This is a genomic window from Rheinheimera hassiensis (genome assembly GCF_022436675.1).
In the GTDB taxonomy this organism is placed as follows: domain Bacteria; phylum Pseudomonadota; class Gammaproteobacteria; order Enterobacterales; family Alteromonadaceae; genus Alishewanella; species Alishewanella hassiensis.
Window position 1 is genome coordinate 488464 of record NZ_JAKUJZ010000005.1, and the last position, 22825, is coordinate 511288.

Consider the following 22825-nt stretch of genomic DNA (forward strand, 5'->3'; position numbering starts at 1 on the left):
TAATGTGCAGAATTTACAATGCTTAAATGGCAGTTTCAGCGCCAAAACTGCCAACAATTGATTGAATTATATACAAATACCGAATATGAATACTTTAGCAGTGCCTTAGCGGCAGGTTAACACTAAGCTGTTTAGTGCCTGTTTAGTGATAGGTTTTAACAGGCTCTGCTGGACAATGCTACTACCGGATGCGGCCACATCATGCTCATGTCCACTTACCACAATCACAATATTGTCAGGATAGTTATGCTCAATCCGCTCAATAAGCTGCAGTCCATCACTATCTGGCAGCCCCAGATCAAGCAAAATTCTGTCAAACCGGTGCAGTAAGGCCAGTTCGCGCATACACTCTTCTGCGCTGTGTGCCAGTGTGGTTTTCACCCCCAGGCTTTCTAACAGTATCTGCATTAATTGTGCAGCTTCAGTATCATCCTCTACCACCAGAAAATGCAGCGGCATACTATCTGCTGCGCTGTTGTCTACCGATGCCGCATTGCCCGTTAAATAACAGCGTAATGCACGGTATAGCTGATTCTTCGTGATCGGTTTGGACAGCACGTCATTAAAACCCAACGCCGTTAGCTGCTGGCGGATCCCCTTCGCCATTGCTGCTGTAAGCGCAACCACAGGATAGTGATAGCCCGTTTCACGGATAGCTACCGTCGCTTCTCTGCCGTCAATGCCTGGCATATGTAGATCCATCAGAACCAGATCGTAATAGCTATCTGATGCTATTTTTTGTTTTACCTTCGCTATTGCTTCGGCGCCATTTTCAGCAAAATCTACTGACGCACCTGTTGCCTGGATCCAATGTGCAGACAGCTTGCGTAAGTCAGCCAAATCATCAACGATAAGTACTTCGCCTGTTAAAGCCAGCTTATTGTGCGCACCACCGGTATTGCTAATTGACGGTTCCATGCTCAATGGCTTGCGCTGGGTGTCTGTGATATCGCCCGGGTCCAGCGAAAAGGTAAATACACTGCCCTTTCCCTCTTCAGAGGCCACATCAATGCTGCCTCCCATACGCTGGATAAGCTCTGAGGAAATAGCCAGCCCCAGGCCTGCGCCGCCTTTTTTCCGGGTAAGGTAATCTTCTATCTGAGTAAAGGGCGCAAAAATATCTTTAAGTTGGCGCTGCGCAATCCCCATACCGGTGTCGGTTATGCGAAACCATAACATCTCTTTTTCTTTATTTTGCTGCACCCAAAGATCGACGGTGATACTGCCGGCGTCAGTAAATTTGATGGCGTTGTAAATCAAATTTATTAACACCTGGCGTAAACGTGTGCCATCAACAGTAATCAACGCCGGTAATTCGGTTAAAGAATTAATAGTTAATTCCAAGCCGTTATCAATAGCGGTAACATTAAGCAGGGTATAAATATCCAGCATCAGGTGGCGTAAACTGGTGGGCTCAGGGCGTAATTCCAGTTTGTTCGCCGTGATTTTGGACAGATCGAGAATATCGTTTAACAAACTCAGTAAGTGTTTGCCATTGTTCAGGATAGTATTCAGCTCTGGCCGCGCATCTTTGGTATGGTCAGATTCAAGCAGTAACTCGGTGTAGCCCAAGATCGAAGACAACGGCGTTCTGAGCTCGTGGCTAAGATGGGCTAAAAACCGATCTTTTGATCGGTTATCCGCTTCAAGACGCAGCCGGTTTAAACGTTCCAGTTCAAATTCCCGGCGGCTTAACGCATAACGTATTGCTCTGGCAAACCTTGCTTCACTCAGTTCGCTTTTTACTAAAAAGTCTGCCGCACCGTATTCCAGTGCCTGTAAATCAAGCTGCTTATCCGGTTGGCCGGTAAGCATAATAATGGGTGTAGATATACCGCTGTCTACTGCCTGTTTTAGCAACGATAAACCGGTTTCGGCGCCCAGCTGGTAATCAAGCAGACAGACATCAAAGTTGCCTTCGGCTAGTTTTTGCAACCCATCGAGTGAATTTGTTACCCACGTCAGTTGGCTGTCAAACGAGGTTAAGTCTTCCAGATGACTACGGGTAATGATGTAGTCATCTTCATCGTCTTCGACCAGAAGGATTTTTGCCTGTAGAACCGGCTTTACCTGTTTAATCATTATTTTCTACTGGTAACTCAACAAACTCTACCCAATATTTACCCAGGGTGCGCATTAGCTCTACCAAACCATCAAAGTTTACCGGCTTGGTGATATACGACGCCGCGCCTAAATTGTAACCCCGCACCATGTCTTCTTCTTGTTTTGACGTGGTAAGAATAACGATAGGAATACCACGTAACTTATCGTCATTTTTAATATTATGCAGTGCTTCACGGCCATCCATCCGTGGCATATTTAAATCGAGTAATATCAGGCTGGGCCGCGGACAAGGCACGCCGGTGGCATATTTACCTTCTTTGCGCAGATATTCCAGTAGCTCTACACCGTCTTCAACGCAATACAGCGAATTAAGTACCCGGCTTTCACGCAGTGCATCCTGTGTTAGTAATCGATCATCTTCATCATCATCAGCCATTAAAATAGTAATTGGCCGTGTCTTGTTAAGTGGCATTATTCAGTTTCTCCCCTGCTGCCAAACGGTGTGCCGTCGGCAGGCAAAATTAATGTAAAAGTGGCGCCAACCCCCGGCTCACCCGATGCGTAAATTAACCCTCTGTGTCTTTCTACAATCCGCCGGCATACCGCCAGCCCAATGCCAGTCCCTTTATATTCTGAGCGGCCGTGCAGGCGTTGAAACGGTGTAAAAATTTTCTCGGCATACTCTATCGCAAAGCCAATGCCGTTGTCTGTCAGGGTTATTACATACCAATCCGGGCAAATGCCCTGCTGCATAATATTAGGCTGGTGCACTGCAGCAGTAATAGTAATAACCGGTGTTCTGTCCGGTAGGCGGAATTTCAGCGAATTTGACAACAGATTAAGAAACAGCTGACTAAGCTGACTGCTATCGGCCTGTATTACCGGTAAATTCTCTATATTGATTTGGGCATTACTTTCCTGAACTGCAATTTCAAGATCGTCCAGTGCGTAATTAACAACTTCAGTTAAATTGGTGGGTGCAAAATCCCTGCCCCGGGTATTGATGCGGGAAAAATCCAGCAAATCGTTGATTAAATGCGACATTCTTTGCGCAGCGCTGCGCATCCTCTTCATGTAGTCCAGGCCTTTCTCGCCCAGCTCCTGACTAAACGACGCCTCCAGGCGATCACCAAATGCCTGAATTTTCCGCAACGGCTCTTGTAAGTCGTGGGACGCAACAAAGGCAAAATCCTCCAGCTCCCGGTTGCTACGGCTTAATTCCTCCGAATACAAGCGTAACTCCTGTGTGCGCTCTTCCACTTTCAGCGCCAGTTCTTCGTTCTTGCTTTCCAGTACAGCCAGATACTTTCGCTCTTTCTTTACATTAATAGATGACAGGATCAGCATCAGTATCACCAGTACACTGCTTAATATGCCAGATAAAATAAAGTTAAGCTGGGCGTCGTCACGCCCTTTAGTCAGGCGCAGAAACAGGCTTTCCCGGTAGGATTTTTCTACCTGGCGGGTGATATCAAATAATGCCCGGAACTCCAGATAAATGTTCTTACCGCGGTCAGTTTTTAGTAATCTGAGCGCCAGCGCATCTTTATTTTGCTGTGCCAGCCCAACAATTTCAGTTAGCTCAGCAATTTTGGCCTCTGCTAACCCGATCATCTCATTGATGCGCAGTTGCTGCTCCGGTATCTCAGATTCAATAGCCTGTACTTCAGTTATTTGCGCTTTTACCCGGCTTAATGCCGCCTGATAGGGTTCCAGATAGATAATATTATCTGTCAGTAAGTAACCCCGCTGGCCAGATTCGGCCGACAATACCGACAAATGCAAATCATCAAGTTTGACAATATTGTCCCCGGTGTTGGTCAGGCTGGTTTGCGTAGCAGTTAACTCTTTAATTGAACTGATTGCCAGATAAGCATTGAAGCCAATCAGGCACATCATCACCGCCCCCAGTAAAAACCAGCTGGTACGGGCACTGTTTAACAGACTGCCTGGCATCTATGCTTCCCTTTTTAATTGCGTCACGCTGATGGATCTGACAAGTTTTCCAGTAACTGACTACAGTCCTGACAGGACTGCAGTATTTTATCCACAGCTTCAATCGCTTTTTGCGGCGGCAAATTGTTTTCCAGTACCAGCTTAATTAACTCCGCCTGCATCGAGATCCGATTCAGCGGCTTGCGAATATCATGCACTTGCTTAGCTAACTCAGCCACTTTTGCGTCAGACATTATATTATCCCCGTTAATAACTAGCTAAATTCCCCTAAACCACCATAGGCACTTAACCGGTTGTACAAGGTTTTCACACTTACTCCCAACATATCGGCAGCCATAGCTTTGTTTCCGCCAACTTTTTTCAATGTCAGGTAAATTAACTCTCTCTCGACTTCATCAATAGTTTTGCCCGCCGTCAGGCCGGTTTTTTCTTTCTGTACAGCAGAAAACGGAGATGCAAACGAGGTGGGTAATTCAATTTCATCCTTGGCAGGATCACTCATAATGTAAGCGCGGTGCACTGTATGGCGCAGCTCTCTGACGTTACCCGGCCAATCAAAGCTGGCCAGCCGCTGCAGCTGTGCGTTGCTAAATTGGTAGGTTGTGCCGTTCTCGTCGTTTAAGCTGGCTAAAAACGCTTTCGCTAACAGCGGGATGTCTGCCGCACGCTCTCTGAGCGGCGGAATTTCAATCGGGAATACCGCCAGACGAAAATAAATATCTTCACGCAGAATATTTTTTTCGGCAATATTTTCCAGGCTTCGGTTAGTCGCCGATACCACCCGGCAATCTACAGCAATTTCTTTACTGCCACCTACCCGCACGATCTTTTTCGTCTCTAATACCCGCAATAAATGTGGTTGCATATCGAGCGGCATTTCGGTCACTTCATCTAAAAATAATGTGCCGCCCTGAGCCCGCTCAAAAACCCCGGTTTTTTGCGCAACGGCACCGGTAAAAGCGCCTTTTTCATGGCCGAACAGCTCGCTACTGATCAGCTCTTTCGATAAGCCACCACAGTTTGTTGCAACTAAGGCACCGGCTGTCTTGCTGGCATAATGAATAGCTGATGCAACCAGTTCCTTACCAACACCACTTTCGCCCAACAACATCACGTTAGCATTCGAAGCAGCGACACGCTCAATCATGGTGTACAGCGCTTGCATCGGCGCCGACTCACCAATCAGACAACCAAAATGCAGCTCAGACTGAGCAGCAGAAGACTTTTTCGCTTTTTGCCTGGCCGGGTTAAGCACCCGCTCTAAACACTCACGCTGTATCGGCTTTAGCAAATAATCTACTTTGGGCCCACACAGCTCAGCAATAATGGATTTAACCGACGGGTGTCCGGTAATAAAGGTGACTTTGGGAATAGGAAACAGGTGCTGGACTCTATCCATCAAATGGATACCGCTGCCGTCTGGCAGCATAAAGTCGAGCAGAATATGGTCAAAACTATTGTGCTCAAGCCACTCATTCGCTTCGGCTAAACTGCCAGCGACAGACACGGTATGCCCCAGAAAATCTATAATGTGGGAGGCAACCTCAGTGAATTCGTGGTCATCATCTACAAGTAATATCGATAGCAAAGCTCAAATCTCATATCAGTCGATTAACAATTATCAGTTCTATGCACTATTAGATGGCAATACACTGCAATAACACGCCAATACTAAGTGTTTAGCACCCAGCTGAATAGTGATTTATTAATTATTTGTGCAAATCTGTTTGTTATCGCTGATGTAAAAAAGTGCAATGCAGCTGTGATGCTAAAGCACTACTTTAGCGCTAATTCAGCATTTAGCTTTGCTCACATAACAGCTTTAGTTTTTGCAGTGCCTTGGGCCAGGTATCCTGCATATATTGCGCATACTCGGGCGCAATATCCTGCTCAATACTCACTTCTGTACCGCTTTCTACCGCCCGAAACCGGTAGTTCTCGAACGCCGGTGCCCAGCTGGTTACCTGTTCGCTATCAAAATCATCTTGGCCATTAACGATAAAACCCAGGTGTTTAATCGAGATCAGTTCCAGCGGTTTATGCTCAGCAATCGTTGCTACCATGCCATTACCGGACGGCGATAAAAACCGTATGGTCTCGCCCTGTTGCCAGCTGCCTTTAAAATACGAGCCTTCGCAAAATGCTGAGGTCCAGTTACGGTAACCAACGTCCGAAAACATCCGCTGCCACACCGTTTGCACCGGTGCATTAATCACAATACTGAAGTTAAGTTGTTTTACATTACGCATTGTTAGCCTCCGGCCTACTGTGTTTTTACAAATTAACATAGCAAAAAGGCCTGCATTGCGCTGGCCTTTTTGTTTAACTCAGGGGAATTAAGCACTGTCGAGCTGCAACCAGCCATCTGAGCCAGTGCGGAGCCAATACGTATTGATTGACAGCGCATGGCGCAAGCTGGCAAGAACCACACGCCTAACGACGCTCAGAAGCTATATGTCAGATTCAAGCTGCCAGCGGGTGATGTTTCTCGTTGAACAATCGAGCTATCACGTGCATCGCCAGCCAACTGCGTAACCCCAGCTGAGGCAACCACGCTCCAGCTTCTGTTGAGCTTGTGCATCCAGTCTATATTCAGTGAATAGGCATAGATCCCAGATTCGGCATCATGTCGAGCAAACCCCGATGCGGCCGACTGTGATGCACTTACCCCGTAGTAAGTCTGCATGTACTTGCTGGTACCCCAACTGCCCGTCAGCGCCAGCGTCACGGAGTTGTTCGACGACGTATAGAGCGGGCTGATAATGCCGAAGTGCAGGGCCGCACCGTTGTTGCGCTGAGAAATCGGCACCTCAGCCAGCAACTGCAGATTAAGCCAGTCGGTTACCTCGTACCCCAGGCCAAGCACACTGATCGCAGAGCCTTTGACGTCGCCCAAGCCTCGCAAATAGTCGCTGCCGTAGCTGGTCGAGTCGCTGTCGACGTCACGATCCTTACGGCCTGCGCGATAGCTCAGCACAGCCCTGTAATTCAACTTGCCGATGCTGTTGCCATAGCCTATTCCACTGGTGGTGCTGACGAAGAAACCATTTACCATGGAGTAATCAAGTACCAGTGCAGCCATAGCTCGGTTTTCATCCGAACCGGAGTAACGTGGCGCGACGTCCACGCCTCCGCCCAAGGTCAACTCGTTACCCTGCTTCGCTTCGGCCGCCAGTATTGGGGTGACCAGCAACGCCAAGGCAGTTCCCAGCAACATTTGTTTCAGGCTTCGACCTGAGAGTGAATAGGGAAACTTATGACGCAGTTCGATGTTTCTCATTGAAGAGTTCCTTGTAGATCCAATGATTAAAATAAAAGCGGTTTTTAACCGCCGGAATGCTAAGTTTGAATGCACCCCCTAAAGTTCTCATGAGCCAGAAATGAAGAAACAATGAAGCCAGTACTGGTGCTGCAAATCTGATGAATTTCCTATACCGCCCTTTTCTTAAGGCGTTCTTCATTTACTGTTGATACAATTGCCATTGTGAAAATTCTCCTGATCGAAGACGACCTGGATCTCGGCAATGGCGTACGTATTGCTCTTGTAGATCAAGGGTTAGATGTCATATGGGTTCGCCGCAAAGAGGATGCGCTTCAGCAACTCGATGCCTGCGCGCCAGAACTTGTGTTGCTCGACCTCGGACTACCCGATGGCGATGGCATGAGCCTAATGACATGCTTGCGTCAGCAATTCAAAGGTATTCCCGTAATCATCCTGACTGCGCGAGGCACTCTGCACGATCGTCTATGTGGGCTGGATGCTGGTGCGGACGACTATCTTGTCAAACCTTTTGTTCTCGCCGAGTTGTTGGCTCGGGTGAGAGCACTTGCGCGACGCAGTTACGGTTTTGAGAATGAGACGATAGAAGTTCGAGGATTATCGCTTCATGTGCCGACTCGTCGCGTGACAGTACGTGAACGAAATATGGATTTGACGGCAAGTGAATATACGTTGCTTGAGCTATTAATGTTGCGCACCGACCGTGTACTTACACGCCGATTTCTGGAAGAAAGGATATTCGGTACAAAAGACAACTTAAGCAATGCTCTCGATGTGCATATGGGTAATTTGCGGCGCAAAATCGGCGACGGTTATGTGCGAACGGTGCGAGGCGTAGGGTATGTCATTGATACCGTACCGATCCAGAAGGGGGCAGGCTGATGCGAAATTTTTGGCACCACCTGAGAACCCCAACGCTCGTACGGCGAATTATGTTCGCCCAAATGCTGCTGCTTACACTGCTTTGGTGTGTTTTCCTGACTTACATTCTGTGGGAGGACTTGCGCAGTCCTAATATGCTATCGGGCAGCAAGACTTACGAAACCATTATTACACTGATTGATCGTATGGATGATCGTCCGCAGGATCGAAACGCTGTACTAGAAGACTTCAGCAAAGCGTTACGTGAAGGTTATGGTGGCGGTGAAGACCCAGCAATTTCCATCAGCCTAATCGTTCGGAAGAATAAAGAGATTATTTATTCATCTGATGGCGCTCCAACAAGTGTGACAAACACAAAGTATGGAGAAATTCAACGCATTCAAAGTGAGGGCCGCACTTGGGTTGGCCGCACCCAGAAGTCGGAGGAGTCCGACGCAGAGGTAACACTCGTCACACCGGCTGGAGACTGGAATTTATTTATATACCTGAACTCGCGCGGCTATTACATATTGCCGCTGCTGGTATGCATTCCTTTTCTTTTATTTCCCGCCTGGTTGTCAATCCGTATTGCAATGCGCCCCTGGAACAAGGTGGTGCATGAAGTTTCCTTGCGAACGCCAGAAGATCTATCCCCCTTAAAAGATGGGCCAAAGCACATGGAGCTTCGCCAAATGGTAGACGCCATTAATGTGTTTCTTGCCAGGGTGCGAGAAAGTACTGAAAGGGAACGCATTTTTATTGCAGATGCCGCTCACGAGCTACGTACTCCCTTGGCTGCGATGCGCATCAATGTTGAGGCTTTGCAGTCCTACGTAAGCAGCGATAGTCAGCAAGAGTTACTTGCAGGAATTATCCGCAGTAATAGCCGTGCGGCTCGTCTCGTCAATCAGTTGCTGCTGATGATGCATAGCGAAGCGCCCATTGACACAGTAGTGGTGCCCGTGCCGCTGACGACGCTGGTACAAGAGCGAATGGCTGCGCTGGCGCCGCTAGCTGCTGAACGTAGGATTGAGCTTGAATTCTACTCGCATGATGAAGTCTGGATTACAGGTATCAGAGAGCGCCTGATGTCGTTAATCGACAATTTAATTGAGAACGCAGTGAAGTACAGCCCCGAGGGCGGACGGGTTGAGGTAGATATACGGGCACTGGATAAATCCGCACAACTGCGTGTTTCAGATGCAGGCCCTGGCATTTCCGCTGAATTGAGGGAGCGCGTATTCGATAGGTTTTTTCGTGACCCCAATCAGATGCAAAGCGGAAGTGGATTAGGGCTTGCAATAGTCAAAGCAGTTGCACAACAACATAACAGTAACGTTTGCCTAAACACCTCTGCAGAGGGTGGGCTCATGGTTACCATTGAATTCCCAAATCAAAACTCCACCTGAAAGAATACACGACATGAATCTCAAGCCTGTCGGGGGGGTATCTACGGGAATAATGGAATTTCAATTGAAATACCTAACCATGGCTATAATAGTATTTCCGATATCAATCATCGGATGTGCCACCGGTTAAGCTGGCAAAGCGATAATTTTTTCGAACGCCGGTGCCAAGCTGGTTACCTGTTCGCTATCAAAATCATCTTGGCCATTAATGGTAAAACCCAGATGTTTAATCGAGACCAGTTCCAGCGGTATATGCTCAGTAATAGTCCTACCAGGCTGACACAGAATATTGAACACCCTCTCCAGCGCCGTGCAAAAATGTTATTTTGTTCATTCTCAATGCGGTTGTATGGCTTATTAGTTTGGCGACCGATCTGATCGCGCAAACCGCATTGAGTTCCTTTCGCTTGGTGATCTACTGTTAGGAACAGTTATTTAGGACAAGTTAATAAAAGGCAACCCTAAACAAACCAATTCAAACTATCTTTAAATTTGTCTCACTTGAGCTTCCGATAAGCTATCTTTGAATAAGTCAGTTCGAACTCGTAAACTTATGAAAATTGCAGCCAGCAACATAATACTAGCGGCAGCTATAAAAACTCCCGCAATGCCACTCAGTCCAAAAATAAGCCCCCCTATAGCTGCCCCCAATGCAATCGATGACTGCACAGCGGCAACTACCATCCCTCCTGCGGTTTCAGCCTGATCAGGAACTACGCGAGTCACCCAGCTTGACCATGCAACAGGAACACCACCAAATGCTAAGCCCCAAAGTGCAACTAACATCATCAATCCAATCCCTTGAACAGGAAGCAAGACTATACCGAATGCTGCTATACCTACCAGTGCAGGCATAATGATCAAAGTAGCACGCAAACTACGCTCCATTAACCAGCCAGCTAACAGCGTGCCAAAGAAGTTGGCGATACCGAACCCCAAAAGCATCAAAGCCAAACCGTCTACACTGATATTAGAGACACTCTCTAAGGCAGGACGAATATAAGTGAACAAGGCAAACTGACCTGTATGAGCTAATACACACCCCAGCATTCCCATCAAGATACCGGGACGACTTAATAACTCTATCACTGATGCACTCCGAACAATTTTACGTGGAGCCATACTAGGCAGTGTGAAAAGCTGAAAGATTAGCGTTAACACTCCCACTGCGGCGGCTGCCAGGAAAGCGCTACGCCAACCATATAGTCCTCCCAGATAACTGCCAAGAGGGACAGAAACCACAGTCCCAACAGCTATACCACTGAAGATGATAGAAAGAGCACGGGGAACAAGTTTTGCTGGAACTAAACGCATAGCAACCGCGGCAGCCATACACCAAAAACCCCCAAGAGCAAAGCCTAGCAAGACACGTATTACTAGTAGGAACACTAGGTTGGTAGACAAGGCTACAAGTAAATTAGAGGCGATCATCAATACGGTAAAGCCTAACAACACCACTCGTCGATCTAACATTCGAGTTAGACGTGGTACCAACAGACCAGCAAACAGGGCAACAACAGCTGTCACTGTCACCGCTTGACCTGCCAGCGCTTCAGAGACCCCAAGATCGGATGCCATTGGCGTAAGGAGACTGGCAGGAAGATATTCAGCGGTTAACAAGCCAAACACACCCATCGCCAGGGAAAGTACCGCCATCCATGCCGGATTTGATGGCACTTCGTCAGCCATGGGAGTTGACGCTGACTCCACCATTTCATTTTTCATTTCAAGACCCCTAGACATTAAAAAAACACCTCGAAAGTCTAGAGCTAAAGAGTAGGATGATCTATGATTGATACTCCCTAGTTTTTGACCGAAACCCCTCAATGAAAGAAAGTAAACAATTTGCTATACCCTCTGAACTCATCAGCGAGCTATTAACTGGCCTGCGTTTGCGCGGCATTCAATACCGCCGTATTCAGACTGGACCTACTTTTGGTTTAGCATTTAATTCAAGACCGGGACACGCTTACTTTCACTACGTGGCAGTGGGGACAGCTTTACTAAGAATAAAAGAAGGCACTCAACACGAGCTCTCGGCAGGCAGTGCTGTGTTCATACCTCAAGGGGCGGAGCATCAATTAATATCGAGCACACAAATCTCAGGTCAAGAGATCAACGAGTTTACCTCTGCCCCATTGGGAGACACAGTTAGTGGTGTAGATACATGCCCAAGCACCCACTCGACACCAAGCGCTATCATTTTCTACGGTTGTATGGAATTCGATCTTGGCGGCATGTATGAAATCAGAAAACTAATGCCTGACGTGATGATGGCAGATACACGTGGACAAACATATCCAGATTTAGTGGGAATATTAGACGCCATGAAACGAGAAATTTGCTCAGGCCGTATAGGCTTCGCTGGAATACTCGCCAGATTAGCCGAAGTGGGAGCATCAATGATCGTACGCGGATGGGTTGAAAATGGCAGTGAGAATGCTTCAGGCCTTATCTGTGCACTACGCGACCCACGTCTCGCTCCTGCAATATTAGCGCTACATCGCCAACCAGGTAGACAATGGACTGTTTCAGCGTTAGCGGCTGAGTCACATATTTCACGGTCGATCTTTGCACAACGATTTCAAGACACAATTGGCGTCCCGCCGCTACGCTATGCAACAACTCTGCGAATGCGCCTTGCTCACCTATGGTTAACTCGCGAAAAGATCTCTATCGACGTTGTAGCTCAGCGTCTGGGCTATACTTCCCAAGCAGCTTTTAGCCGAGCTTTCAAACGCATTAATGGTCACCCACCAGGCGCTAGTCGACATTTATCCATATAGTTTATAAATTTTCTGCCTGTAACACAGCTGCCTTTTAAGCTATTAAAATCGTTATTCATCAGGATATCAGAAAGTAAAAGTGCCTCTACTATTTATCACCTATGAACCTTATAAAACCTACCAACAAAGCTCGCTATCTCTCCATTCCGTTCCTTTTGCTTCTTTTGGTCGCAGTCGAAGTACCTCTCGACATCAAACGCATGTTTCTTTAGATAGCGAGCTTAACCGTTAGATAACAAAAAGCCCGCTAGAAAGCGGGCTTTAGAGTGTTTGTTGCTGTTCAGTGCAAGATGTTACCTAACGCTAAATTACTCCCACTCAATCGTCGCTGGCGGCTTGCCGCTGATGTCATAAACAACGCGGGATATACCGTTGATCTCATTGATAATACGGTTAGATACTTTACCCAGCAGCTCATAAGGCAGGTGTGCCCAGTGCGCGGTCATAAAGTCGATAGTTTCAACTGCACGCAGTGATACTACCCAATCGTACTTACGTGCATCACCCATAACGCCTACCGATTTTACCGGCAGGAATACCGCAAAGGCCTGGCTTACTTTATGGTACAGCTCGGCTTTGTGCAGCTCTTCGATAAAGATCGCATCGGCGCGGCGCAGGATGTCGCAGTATTCTTTTTTGATCTCGCCCAGTACACGCACACCTAAACCCGGGCCCGGGAACGGGTGACGGTATAGCATGTCGTATGGCAGGCCCAGCTCTAAACCTACTTTGCGCACTTCGTCTTTAAACAGCTCGCGCAGAGGCTCTACCAGGCCCATCTTCATATGTGCCGGTAAGCCACCGACGTTATGGTGCGACTTAATCACGTGCGCTTTACCGGTGGCCGAGCCGGCTGACTCGATCACGTCCGGGTAAATAGTACCCTGCGCCAGCCACTTGGCGTTTTCCAGCTTTTGCGCCTGCTCGTCGAACACTTCAACAAACACGCGGCCGATAATTTTGCGCTTGGCTTCCGGCTCGTTTTCACCGGCTAAGGCATCAAGGAAGCGCTGTTCGGCTTCAACCTTGATAATGTTCAGGCCGAAATGGTCACCAAACATATCCATTACCTGCTTGCCTTCGTTTAAGCGCAGCAAGCCGTTATCAACAAACACACAGGTCAGGTTTTTACCGATAGCACGGTGCAGCAACATCGCCACCACTGAGCTGTCGACACCGCCGGACAAGCCCAGAATAACGCGGTCATCACCAATCTGCTGTTTTAAGCGGATAATGGCGTCTTCAATAATCGTTGCCGGTGTCCACAGTTTATCGCAACCACAGATATCCACCACGAAGTGCTCCAGCATGCGCTGGCCCTGGCGGGTGTGGGTAACTTCCGGGTGAAACTGCACGCCGTAGAACTGGCGGGCTTCATCTACCATACCGGCATGCGGGCAAGTAGTGGTGCTGGCACAGGTAATAAAACCGTCCGGTACCTGTACTACTTTGTCGCCGTGGCTCATCCACACATCTAACAGCGCATTGCCGCTGCTGCCGACATGGTCTTCAATTTTGGCAAACAGGTCATTCGCGGCTACCACTTCTACCTGAGCATAACCAAACTCGCGCATATCCGAGCCCTGCACCTTGCCGCCCAGTTGCTCGGCCATGGTTTGCATGCCGTAGCAAATGCCCAGTACCGGTACACCGGCTTCAAACACATAGTGTGGCGCCCGTGGTGAGTTCAGCTCATGTACGCTTTCCGGGCCGCCGGATAAAATAATACCGGTGGGGTTAAAGTCACGAATTTGCGCTTCGGTAACGTCCCAGGCCCACAGCTCACAATACACGCCAATTTCGCGCACACGGCGGGCAATCAGCTGGGTATATTGCGAACCAAAATCGAGAATTAAGATGCGGTGGTGATGAATGTTTTTGTTCATAGCGACCTTTAAAAAGTAAAGCGGCTGGGGTTAGCCAGCCGATAAAACAGTAAACAGTTTAGCCTAAGCGGTAGTTGGGTGCTTCTTTGGTGATCTGCACATCGTGCACATGCGACTCGCCCATACCGGCCGAAGTAACCCGGACAAACTCCGGCTTGGTGCGCAGCTCGTCAATGGTTGGGCAACCGGTTAAGCCCATGGCGCTACGCAGGCCACCCATTTGCTGGTGGATAATGTTTTCCATCGGGCCTTTGTAGGCTACACGGCCTTCAATGCCTTCCGGTACCAGTTTCTCGGCGTTGTTGCTGCCCTGGAAATAACGGTCTGACGAGCCGTTACGCTGCGCCATCGCGCCCAGTGAACCCATACCACGGTAAGATTTATAATAACGCCCCTGATACAGCTCTACTTCGCCCGGCGCTTCTTCGGTACCGGCAAACATAGAACCCACCATTACCAGGTTGGCACCAGCCACTAAAGCTTTGGCAATATCACCGGAAAAACGAATACCGCCATCGGCAATAATGGTTACATCCGTGCCGGCCACACCCATCGCCGCTTCAGAGATCGCTGTAATTTGCGGTACACCACAACCGGTAACAATACGGGTAGTACAGATAGAGCCCGGGCCAATGCCCACTTTTACTGCGTTAGCACCGGCTTCTGCCAACGCTTTAGCGCCAGCTGCAGTCGCTACGTTACCGGCGACAATTTGTAAATCCGGGTACTGGGCACGGGTTTGTTTTACGCGGTCAATCACGCCTTGCGAGTGGCCGTGTGAGGTGTCTATCAGCAGAATATCAACACCGGCTTCTACCAGCGCGGCAATGCGCTCGTCGGTGCCCGGGCCCACGCCTACCGCTGCGCCTACGCGCAAACGGCCTAATTCGTCTTTACAGGCGTTAGGCTTACTGGCGGCCTTGTAGTAATCACGTACGGTGATCAGACCTTTTAATTTAAATTCGCTATCAACTACCAGCACTTTTTCAATGCGGTGCTGGTGCATCTTTTTAAAGGCTTCTTCGCGCGGTGCCGTTTCCAGTACCGTGACTAAACGCTCGCGTGGCGTCATCAGGCTGGAGACGATTTCGTTATTGTTGGCTTCAAAGCTCATATCGCGGCTGGTCAGCATGCCCACCAGATTATTGCTAGCATCCACCACCGGAAAACCGGAGAAGCCACACTGCTGGGCCAACGCCTGCACTTCGCGGATACTCATATCCGGCGTTACCGTTACCGGGTCTGACACCACACCGCTTTCGTATTTTTTAACTTTACGAACGTTAGCGGCCTGCTCTTCGATGGTCATGTTTTTATGAATAAAACCTAAGCCACCTTCCTGTGCCAGCGCTATGGCTAAGCGGGCTTCGGTTACTGTGTCCATAGACGCAGAAACCATAGGAATATTCAGCGTGATGCTTTTAGTCAGTCGGGTGCGTAAATCGGCTGTATGAGGTAGAACACTGGAGTGCGCCGGCACCAATAACACGTCGTCAAAGGTAAGGGCTTCTTGTTTGATCCTGAGCATTGCAACAATCTCGCTGTGGCTGAAAAGATAGGGAATGTTGCGGCGCAATTTTAACGGTTTTACGCGCGTATCACAAACGCTTTTTTGTTTTATGTTACTCTAACGCTTTCGTTGTCAGGCCACCTGCTGGTACGTTTTTTATGCAAAACCCCGATATCTATAGTGTTTCCCGGTTAAACAGTGAAGTACGCCTTACGCTGGAGCTGCAGTTTCAAACTCTGTGGCTGCAAGGCGAAGTGTCTAACTTTGTCGCTGCTGCCAGTGGCCACTGGTACTTTTCGCTAAAAGACAGCGCCGCCCAGGTAAAATGCGCCATGTTTAAAATGGCCAACCGCAACAGCAGCTTCCGGCCGCAAAATGGCCAGCAGGTGCTTATTCGCGCCCGCATCAGCGTTTACGAGCCACGCGGCGAATATCAGCTGTTAGCCGAATTTATTGAAACCGCCGGTGCCGGGTTATTAAAGCAGCAATTTGAGCAGCTAAAAGCGCAACTGCAGGCCGAAGGCTTATTTGACCCGACGCGGAAAAAAGCGCTGCCCACCCAGGTACAGCGTGTTGGCGTTATTACCTCGCCCACCGGCGCCGCCGTGCGCGATATTGTTACCGTGCTAAACCGCCGCGCGCCGGGTATTGAAGTTATTGTGTATCCCTCACAGGTGCAGGGCGAAACCGCCGCCGCGCAGCTTAGAAATATGCTTAGCAGCGCGATACGGCGCAATGAAGTGGATGTATTAATTATCGGCCGTGGCGGTGGCTCGTTAGAAGATTTATGGTGTTTTAACGATGAGCAGTTGTGCCGTGCAGTAGCCGCCTGCCCTATTCCGATTGTCAGCGCCGTAGGCCATGAAATCGACTTTGCCCTTACCGACTTTGTTGCCGATATGCGCGCGGCAACACCTTCGGCGGCAGCTGAATTAGTCTCGCCGGATCAGTCGCATGTGTTAGACCGCATACTGCAGCTAAAAAACCGCCTGCTGCAAGCCCAGCGCAGCCGCATGCAACAGGTCGCGCCTAAGCTGCTAAACCTGAGTCAGCGCCTGTTAGCCTTGCACCCGAAACGCCGTTTGCAGCAACAGCAACAACGCCTCGACGAGTTGCAACTGCGCTTAAGCGCCAGCGCCAAACGGGCTGTACAAGCTGCGCAGCAACAGCAGCAATTTCTGGATAAAAGCCTGCGCCAGTTATCGCCGGCTAAAACCTTATTGGCGCATACCCAGCACATTAATCAGTTGGAGCGCCGGCTAACCAACGCCCAGCAGTTGCAGTTAAAGCAAAGCAAACAACAACTGGCGCAGTTAAGCAGCCAGCTTAATACCGTAAGCCCGCTGGCAACCTTAGCGCGCGGCTACAGTATTACCTTTGATGAAAAACAGCAGGTGGTGACCTCAGCCTCGCAGCTTAAAACCGGCGATAAAATTACCGCCAAACTGGCAGAGGGTAGCATCAGTGCAATAGTCAATGAGGTAAGCCGCAGCTAAGTTCTGACATTTCTTATACAGTAATACGTTGGCAGAAAGGTTAAGGTTGTAGTTTTTATATTATCTGCGCCAGAGTCTCCCTGATGAAGAAACTGCGGTTATTGTTACTGTATGGTTTGCTGCTGACAATCAGCAGCATTAGCCTGGCAGAAGAAGAGTCTGCTTTTAACTGGCAGTTCGGTGTCGGGCTTGGTATCAGCCATAACCGCAACCTGCTGCCGACAATGGACAGCCCGCGTAATGGCATACCACAGCTGCAATTACTGTTCGATTTTGAATATAAAAACTGGTTTGCTGAAACACCTAGCTTGCGCAGTGGCCAGCTGTTTGGCGTACGCAGTGGCCGGCTGCTTGATGATTTCACGCTGGGTTATCGTCTGAGCAATAGCGAGCGGCATAATCTGGCTGTGATTATGGCCAGTTACCATGATGGGTTCGGCCACTCTGTCGCCAGCGGCGACGGTATTAACAGCAGCAAACTGGACGGGTTACATAACCGCGAAAGTGATTTTATGCCCGGCTTGCGATATCAGCTTTATACGACTGACAATCAGCTGCTGTCATTGCAGGTTAATAAGGATATCACCACCCACCATGGCGATATGCTCCGGCTGTTTTATGGCTTCCGCTTTGAACAGCATAACTGGGATCTGTACTTTAACAGCGAACTGAGCTGGTACAGCGCCAAGCTGGTCAATTACTACTATGGCGTAACAGCAGCAGAAGTCCGCTCCGGGCGCCCACAGTATCAAAGTGGCAGCGGCTGGCGCTGGCATAACGGACTGGTCGGCGTGTACCCGCTGAACAAGTATTGGGTCACCGAATTGGGCGCTGGTATTAACCTGTACTCAGACACCTTTACCAACAGCCCTTTGACGCGGAACAATCCGGAAGTGGTTTCTTTTGCGCTTGTACGTTATGTTTTTTAGATACAGCTTATTGCTATTAGCGGCTGGCCTTTTCTGGCAACCGGCTCAGGCTGAAGTAGTACTTAGCGCTTCCCCCAGCAATTGCGTTACCCTACAGCAAGGACGGGAATGCCATGCTCAAATTCAGGCAAGCTGGAGTATTCTGCAACCCGCAACCGTCTGCCTGTATCTGGATGAACAACAGCTGCAATGCTGGCACAATACAGCCTCAGCTCAGTGGCAATGGCATTTCAAAGATGTGCAAAGCCGCCAGTTAAATTTATGGCAAATGACGGACTCCGAACAAAAACTGCACGTACTGGCCACCGCCAGAATTGAGGTTAGCTGGGTACAAAGCGCGCATAAAAAGCGATTGTGGCGGCGCTTCTGACACTTACTGACATTTTACCGACAACCCCGCTACAGCACTTTATACCTTCCAGTCAGACAATAGCAGCACCTATATTTTAATGGATAACATATAAGTATGATGCCTGCTAAACCGCGATTCAAACCGCTATTAATACCATTGCTGCTCAGCAATCTGGCAATGCTTTCTGCAATCGCCAGCGCCCAGTCTGCTGACTCTGCACCAAAACATCTGCAAGAGGTGGAGCGGCTGACCGTTAGCGGAAGTCGTAACATGCCGCAAACAGAGGTAAGCGAACAGACTCAAAAGCTGCTGAATATTGGCGGGTTAATGGGGGATCCCATTCAGGCACTTTACACTCTGCCGGGCGTGGTTTATGACACCACAGACAGTGCCCCGGCAGTAAGAGGCTCATCACCAAGAGATAACCATTTTATGCTGGACGGCCAACGTACCGGCCCGCTGTTGAACCAACTTTACGGTAGTGCCCTTAACAGCGAGCTGTTACGTGATTTCACCCTCTATCCAGCCGCCTTTGCGGCGCCGTTTGGCCACGCCACCGGTGCAGTTTTTGATGTGGCACTGCGCGATCCCAAAGCACAACCTTTGGTTGGCGTCATTGACCTGAACATGCTGCGCACCTCAGCGCTGGTTGAAGGTTCGTTGAGTGAAAACCAGAGCGTCTATGCTGCTTACCGGCACAGTACCTTGCAATATTTCACTGAAAAAGGTGAAAAATTAGAAGATGGTGAAACCATTACCAAGGTGCCGGTATTAAATGATTACCAGCTTCGCTACCAATGGCGGCCGGGAGACCAGCATAAACTGACGCTGACTGCACTGGGGGTCGGTGAAAAAGCCGGGATTAACCTGTCAGAAGCGTCGGAAGCAGGCCGCATTGATCCGGATTTTATTGGCGATGCTTACCTTAACAGCAACTGGCACAGCCAGCAGCTACGCTATGAATACTTTGGCCAACAGCAGCAGTTGCTCGCTATCTCACTGTTACAGCTTAATCAGCGTGAACAGGGTGGCTTCGGTGACAACCAGTTCTATCAGCTAAACCAGAACAATACTGAACTGCAGATCCGCTGGCAACAACCGCTGAGCAGCACTGTGCTGCTGCAAACCGGTGCCGAAGCAGGCAGGCTGAACGCCGATTACCGCTACGATATGATTCTGTACTACTGCACTGATCACCAACCAGACTGCGAAGCCAACCGTGGTGAGCGGGAGCAGGACGATGACAGGCTTAGCATGCAGTACCAAACGCTGTATATCAGTGCAGACTGGCAGCTAACGCCGGATCTGTTATGGCAGTTCGGCAGCCGTTACGACCATCAGGATTACACTGACGACAGCCTGTTTGCACCGCGAACCCATATCAGCTGGTTTGTTACCAATAAACTGGAACTGGTTGCCAGTGCCGGGCGCCATCAGCAATTAGCCGATATTGAAAAATCCCTGCCGAAAATTGGTAACCGCAATTTGCAATCGCCCCGTTCTGACCATTACACCGCCGGTTTGCGCTATCAGTTTGATAGCTGGCGGCTATTACTGGATTTCTATTACAAGAACATGCAGCGCTTACCAAGAGCTCTTAACCCTGCAGAAGACCCAGAACAACTGCATTACGTTAGTGACGTTACAGGACACAGCCGTGGCGTGGAGCTGATGCTGGAAAAAGAATTACCCGGCAACTGGTCAGGCTGGCTGGCAATGAGTTTTTCGCAATCCGAACGCCAGGATCCGGTTACAAAGGAAAATACCCCGTACCGTCTGGATACACCGCTGGTCATTCATGGCGTGCTGAATTATAAACTGAGCAACGACTGGACGCTGGGGGCGGTATTTACCGGGCGTTCGGGTAATCTTTACTCCCCGATTACCGGTGCCAAACCGAATCCTTATCACCCGGATTACCTGCTACCGGTATACGGTGAGCTGAACAGCAAACGGCTGCCATTTTATCACCGCCTGGATGTTGAATTGCGTAAACAAAGCACGCTGTTTTCGCGCCAGGCAGAATATACCATTGCGGTCAGAAACCTTTATAACCGCGAAAATGTTACTGGCTATTATTTGCTGAATCAGCCCGAGCAGCAAAGCTACAACATCAACAAAGACGAAGATATGGACCTGTTTCCTTACGTCGGCATGAAGCTGTGGTTCTGATCCAAGATATTGTTACACTTTCCCGACACTATTCTATACCGGGCTGCGTTATAGTAGCCCGCACTAACTTAACCCCTGTAGCTTAGGATCCGGTATGTCTGCTGATACCCTTCTTGCACAAACCGCTACCGTATTACTGGTTGAAGATGATTTGGCACTGGCAGCCTGGATTAGCGATTTTCTCTGCTCCAGAGGCTTCAGAGTAGAACATTTCAGCCGTGGCGATCAGGCTGCGACGCAATGGCAGCAAGCCGCCGCCGATCTGATCCTGCTGGATCTGATGCTGCCGGGCAAAAACGGGCTTGAAGTCTGCAAGTTGATCCGCCAGCAGTCGGATATTCCAATCTTAATACTCACGGCACAAGGCGAAGAACTGGACGAAGTGCTGGCGCTGGAAAGTGGTGCTAATGATTATCTGGTTAAACCCGTTCGCCCAAGAGCCTTGCTTGCCAGGCTGAACAGCATACTGCGCCGGCAACAGAAACCGCAGCCACAGCAGCCCCTACTGCAGTTTGATCAGTTATTGCTGGATTTATCATCACACCGGGTTTGTCTGGCGGATACAGAAATCCCGTTATCGGCTACCGAATTCAAGTTGCTCTGGTATCTGGCCAGCCATGCCGGCACAGTATTGAGCAGACAACAGGTTTTTCTGCAAATGACCGGCCGGGACTACGATGGTCTTGACCGCCGTATAGATATGCTGATTTCGGTACTGCGCCGTAAACTAAATGACAACAGTAGCCAGCCGCAACGGATTAAAACAATCTGGGGCAAAGGCTATTTGTTTGTTGCCGATGCCTGGCAGCAAGCATGACCCGCCTGTTTAGTGGTTTATTACTAACCAGCTTACTGTCGCTGTTTCTGCTGGGTTATCTGATTGACAGGGTTATAGATGCTGACCCGCCCCCGTCCAGTGCCGATACTATTTCAGCCCATCTGCTGGACTATATGGTCAGCCAGAGCCAGCCGCTGGCAGAAACTCAGCTGTCAACCCATTACCGGCAACAAGCTGCAGCACTTGGCCTGAATTTACAGCTGGAGCCGTATCATGCGCTGGCACTGCCGGCAGAGCTGGCGCAGCAACTGACTGCCCCGGGCGGTTTAGCCCTGGCCAGCAATGAGCAGGACTACCTGGTCAAACAGCTACCCGCTCATCCACAATGGTTACTTAAACTGGCATTACCGCCGGAGCAGCAACAGCATCCGCTTAGTTTATGGCTGACACTGGCGCTTTATGCCGGTTTTGCAGTGTTACTGTTGCTGTGGTTATGGCCTCTGGTGAAGCGGCTTAATTTATTAACCCGACTGGCTGAGCGTTTTGGTAAAGGCGAGTTGCATATTCGCCAGCCATATTCCCGGTTTAGTTATATTCCCCGGCTGGAACACAGCTTTAACCAGATGGCAGAGCAAATCAGCCAATTGCTGCATGAAAACCGCCTGCTGGCAAAAAGCCTGTCGCATGATTTGCGTACGCCCATTGCCTGTTTACGGTTTGGTCTGGAGGCAGCACAAGAAGCAACAAGCCCGGAGAAAAAACAGCAACTGTTACTGCGGATGGAGCAGGATGTAGACAGGATGGAGGCCATGGTGAATTCCTTTCTGGAGTTTGCCAGCTTGTCGCGTACGGCACGTAATCTGGAGTTTAGCCGGCATACTATGCAGCACTGGCTAACCGAATATGCTCATAGTATCGAGCCGCTAGTGCTACAGCATCAACTGCGTTTGTCATTACTGATGACAGAGCCAGCGTTATACAGCCGGATTAACCCGCATTGGCTGGAAAGGGCGCTAAATAACATTGTTGGCAACGCCTGCCGCTTTGCCATCAGCCAGTTGCAGCTCACCCTGTCAGCCAAACAATCACAGCTGCTGATTAGCATCAGTGATGACGGCCCGGGTATTGCGGCAGAAGATGCAAAAAACGTCTTGCTCCCCTTCGTTAAACTGGACAACGCCTCACAGAGCAGCACAGCGCAAGATAGCCCCCCCCATTTTGGCCTGGGGTTGGCTATCAGCGCAGAAATAATCAAATGGCATAATGGCAAGATAGTGGTTGACCGTGATCCGATCTTAGCAGGCGCCAGATTCAGCCTGTATTTAAACTCTTGCAGCTGACACAAT

The 22825-nt window shown here is 49.4% G+C and carries 19 protein-coding genes; 9 read left to right on the top strand and 10 right to left on the bottom strand.

Annotation, left to right across the window (positions count from 1 at the left end):
- Positions 1–105: 105 nt before the first annotated feature.
- The 7 genes from MJX74_RS13265 to MJX74_RS13295 all read right to left on the bottom strand — a co-directional run bounded on the left by MJX74_RS13265 (position 106) and on the right by MJX74_RS13295 (position 7300).
- Positions 106–2082, bottom strand: a complete 1977-nt coding sequence (locus MJX74_RS13265; protein ID WP_240223301.1) for a response regulator — start codon at positions 2080–2082, stop codon at positions 106–108.
- Entirely contained in the window at positions 2075–2536 is a 462-nt protein-coding gene (locus MJX74_RS13270) for a response regulator (RefSeq protein WP_240223302.1), read from the bottom strand. Before MJX74_RS13270 ends, MJX74_RS13265 begins: the two co-directional genes overlap by 8 nt.
- The gene (locus tag MJX74_RS13275) at positions 2536–4020 is read right to left on the bottom strand and encodes a sensor histidine kinase (RefSeq protein ID WP_240223303.1); all 1485 of its coding nucleotides are present in this window, start codon (positions 4018–4020) and stop codon (positions 2536–2538) included. The genes MJX74_RS13270 and MJX74_RS13275 overlap by 1 nt, the downstream gene beginning before the upstream one ends.
- A 23-nt stretch (positions 4021–4043) precedes the next feature.
- Positions 4044–4253 carry a histidine kinase dimerization/phospho-acceptor domain-containing protein gene (locus MJX74_RS13280; protein WP_068228428.1) on the bottom strand — a complete coding sequence of 70 codons (210 nt, stop codon included), beginning with the start codon at positions 4251–4253 and terminating at the stop codon, positions 4044–4046.
- 20 nt (positions 4254–4273) lie between these two features.
- Entirely contained in the window at positions 4274–5608 is a 1335-nt protein-coding gene (locus tag MJX74_RS13285) for a sigma-54-dependent transcriptional regulator (protein WP_240223304.1), read from the bottom strand.
- A 211-nt stretch (positions 5609–5819) separates the two neighbouring features.
- The gene (locus tag MJX74_RS13290; protein WP_240223305.1) at positions 5820–6269 is read right to left on the bottom strand and encodes an SRPBCC family protein; all 450 of its coding nucleotides are present in this window, start codon (positions 6267–6269) and stop codon (positions 5820–5822) included.
- 194 nt (positions 6270–6463) lie between these two features.
- Entirely contained in the window at positions 6464–7300 is an 837-nt protein-coding gene (locus MJX74_RS13295) for a MipA/OmpV family protein (protein WP_240223306.1), read from the bottom strand.
- A gap of 204 nt (positions 7301–7504) precedes the next feature.
- On the opposite strand from MJX74_RS13295, the gene MJX74_RS13300 reads away from it, so the two are divergent.
- Together MJX74_RS13300 and MJX74_RS13305 are read left to right on the top strand one after the other, a co-directional pair.
- A complete protein-coding gene (locus tag MJX74_RS13300) occupies positions 7505–8182 on the top strand; it encodes a response regulator (RefSeq protein WP_240223307.1) in 678 nt (225 codons plus the stop codon).
- A 50-nt stretch (positions 8183–8232) separates the two neighbouring features.
- Complete coding sequence (locus tag MJX74_RS13305) at positions 8233–9570, top strand: sensor histidine kinase (RefSeq protein ID WP_240223308.1); 1338 nt, start codon at positions 8233–8235, stop codon at positions 9568–9570.
- Positions 9571–10056: 486 nt separating this feature from the next.
- Here the strand turns inward: MJX74_RS13305 and MJX74_RS13310 are convergent, their stop codons facing one another.
- Positions 10057–11295 carry an MFS transporter gene (locus tag MJX74_RS13310; protein WP_240223309.1) on the bottom strand — a complete coding sequence of 413 codons (1239 nt, stop codon included), beginning with the start codon at positions 11293–11295 and terminating at the stop codon, positions 10057–10059.
- A gap of 101 nt (positions 11296–11396) precedes the next feature.
- On the opposite strand from MJX74_RS13310, the gene MJX74_RS13315 reads away from it, so the two are divergent.
- Positions 11397–12356 carry an AraC family transcriptional regulator gene (locus tag MJX74_RS13315; protein WP_240223310.1) on the top strand — a complete coding sequence of 320 codons (960 nt, stop codon included), beginning with the start codon at positions 11397–11399 and terminating at the stop codon, positions 12354–12356.
- A gap of 308 nt (positions 12357–12664) precedes the next feature.
- Here the strand turns inward: MJX74_RS13315 and guaA are convergent, their stop codons facing one another.
- Together guaA and guaB are read right to left on the bottom strand one after the other, a co-directional pair.
- Positions 12665–14242, bottom strand: a complete 1578-nt coding sequence (gene guaA / locus MJX74_RS13320) for a glutamine-hydrolyzing GMP synthase (protein WP_240223311.1) — start codon at positions 14240–14242, stop codon at positions 12665–12667.
- A 58-nt stretch (positions 14243–14300) separates the two neighbouring features.
- Positions 14301–15770 (bottom strand): IMP dehydrogenase, encoded by a 1470-nt coding sequence (gene guaB, locus MJX74_RS13325; RefSeq protein WP_068228410.1) that lies wholly within the window; start codon positions 15768–15770, stop codon positions 14301–14303.
- A gap of 140 nt (positions 15771–15910) precedes the next feature.
- On the opposite strand from guaB, the gene xseA reads away from it, so the two are divergent.
- The 6 genes from xseA to MJX74_RS13355 all read left to right on the top strand — a co-directional run bounded on the left by xseA (position 15911) and on the right by MJX74_RS13355 (position 22819).
- Positions 15911–17248: an exodeoxyribonuclease VII large subunit gene (gene xseA / locus MJX74_RS13330; RefSeq protein WP_240223312.1), complete on the top strand. Its 1338-nt coding sequence runs from the start codon at positions 15911–15913 to the stop codon at positions 17246–17248.
- A gap of 83 nt (positions 17249–17331) precedes the next feature.
- Positions 17332–18177, top strand: a complete 846-nt coding sequence (locus MJX74_RS13335; protein ID WP_240223313.1) for a MipA/OmpV family protein — start codon at positions 17332–17334, stop codon at positions 18175–18177.
- Complete coding sequence (locus tag MJX74_RS13340; protein ID WP_240223314.1) at positions 18167–18547, top strand: DUF3019 domain-containing protein; 381 nt, start codon at positions 18167–18169, stop codon at positions 18545–18547. The genes MJX74_RS13335 and MJX74_RS13340 overlap by 11 nt, the downstream gene beginning before the upstream one ends.
- 159 nt (positions 18548–18706) lie before the next feature.
- On the top strand, positions 18707–20701 hold the full coding sequence (locus MJX74_RS13345) for a TonB-dependent receptor plug domain-containing protein (RefSeq protein ID WP_240223315.1): 1995 nt from the start codon (positions 18707–18709) through the stop codon (positions 20699–20701).
- A 94-nt stretch (positions 20702–20795) separates the two neighbouring features.
- Complete coding sequence (locus MJX74_RS13350; protein WP_240223316.1) at positions 20796–21518, top strand: response regulator; 723 nt, start codon at positions 20796–20798, stop codon at positions 21516–21518.
- A complete protein-coding gene (locus MJX74_RS13355; RefSeq protein WP_240223317.1) occupies positions 21515–22819 on the top strand; it encodes an ATP-binding protein in 1305 nt (434 codons plus the stop codon). The genes MJX74_RS13350 and MJX74_RS13355 overlap by 4 nt, the downstream gene beginning before the upstream one ends.
- Positions 22820–22825: the final 6 nt, after the last annotated feature.

What these genes read in the sequence shown, in the direction of transcription:
- MJX74_RS13265 (WP_240223301.1), bottom strand. Translation starts at nt 2,082, where the DNA reads ATGATTAAACAGGTAAAGCCGGTTCTACAGGCAAAAATCCTTCTGGTC.
- MJX74_RS13345 (WP_240223315.1), top strand. Translation starts at nt 18,707, where the DNA reads ATGCTTTCTGCAATCGCCAGCGCCCAGTCTGCTGACTCTGCACCAAAA.
- MJX74_RS13310 (WP_240223309.1), bottom strand. Translation starts at nt 11,295, where the DNA reads ATGAAAAATGAAATGGTGGAGTCAGCGTCAACTCCCATGGCTGACGAA.
- MJX74_RS13335 (WP_240223313.1), top strand. Translation starts at nt 17,332, where the DNA reads ATGAAGAAACTGCGGTTATTGTTACTGTATGGTTTGCTGCTGACAATC.
- MJX74_RS13290 (WP_240223305.1), bottom strand. Translation starts at nt 6,269, where the DNA reads ATGCGTAATGTAAAACAACTTAACTTCAGTATTGTGATTAATGCACCG.
- guaB (WP_068228410.1), bottom strand. Translation starts at nt 15,770, where the DNA reads ATGCTCAGGATCAAACAAGAAGCCCTTACCTTTGACGACGTGTTATTG.
- xseA (WP_240223312.1), top strand. Translation starts at nt 15,911, where the DNA reads ATGCAAAACCCCGATATCTATAGTGTTTCCCGGTTAAACAGTGAAGTA.
- MJX74_RS13275 (WP_240223303.1), bottom strand. Translation starts at nt 4,020, where the DNA reads ATGCCAGGCAGTCTGTTAAACAGTGCCCGTACCAGCTGGTTTTTACTG.
- MJX74_RS13350 (WP_240223316.1), top strand. Translation starts at nt 20,796, where the DNA reads ATGTCTGCTGATACCCTTCTTGCACAAACCGCTACCGTATTACTGGTT.
- MJX74_RS13280 (WP_068228428.1), bottom strand. Translation starts at nt 4,253, where the DNA reads ATGTCTGACGCAAAAGTGGCTGAGTTAGCTAAGCAAGTGCATGATATT.
- MJX74_RS13295 (WP_240223306.1), bottom strand. Translation starts at nt 7,300, where the DNA reads ATGAGAAACATCGAACTGCGTCATAAGTTTCCCTATTCACTCTCAGGT.
- MJX74_RS13340 (WP_240223314.1), top strand. Translation starts at nt 18,167, where the DNA reads ATGTTTTTTAGATACAGCTTATTGCTATTAGCGGCTGGCCTTTTCTGG.
- MJX74_RS13270 (WP_240223302.1), bottom strand. Translation starts at nt 2,536, where the DNA reads ATGCCACTTAACAAGACACGGCCAATTACTATTTTAATGGCTGATGAT.
- MJX74_RS13355 (WP_240223317.1), top strand. Translation starts at nt 21,515, where the DNA reads ATGACCCGCCTGTTTAGTGGTTTATTACTAACCAGCTTACTGTCGCTG.
- MJX74_RS13305 (WP_240223308.1), top strand. Translation starts at nt 8,233, where the DNA reads ATGTTCGCCCAAATGCTGCTGCTTACACTGCTTTGGTGTGTTTTCCTG.
- MJX74_RS13315 (WP_240223310.1), top strand. Translation starts at nt 11,397, where the DNA reads ATGAAAGAAAGTAAACAATTTGCTATACCCTCTGAACTCATCAGCGAG.
- guaA (WP_240223311.1), bottom strand. Translation starts at nt 14,242, where the DNA reads ATGAACAAAAACATTCATCACCACCGCATCTTAATTCTCGATTTTGGT.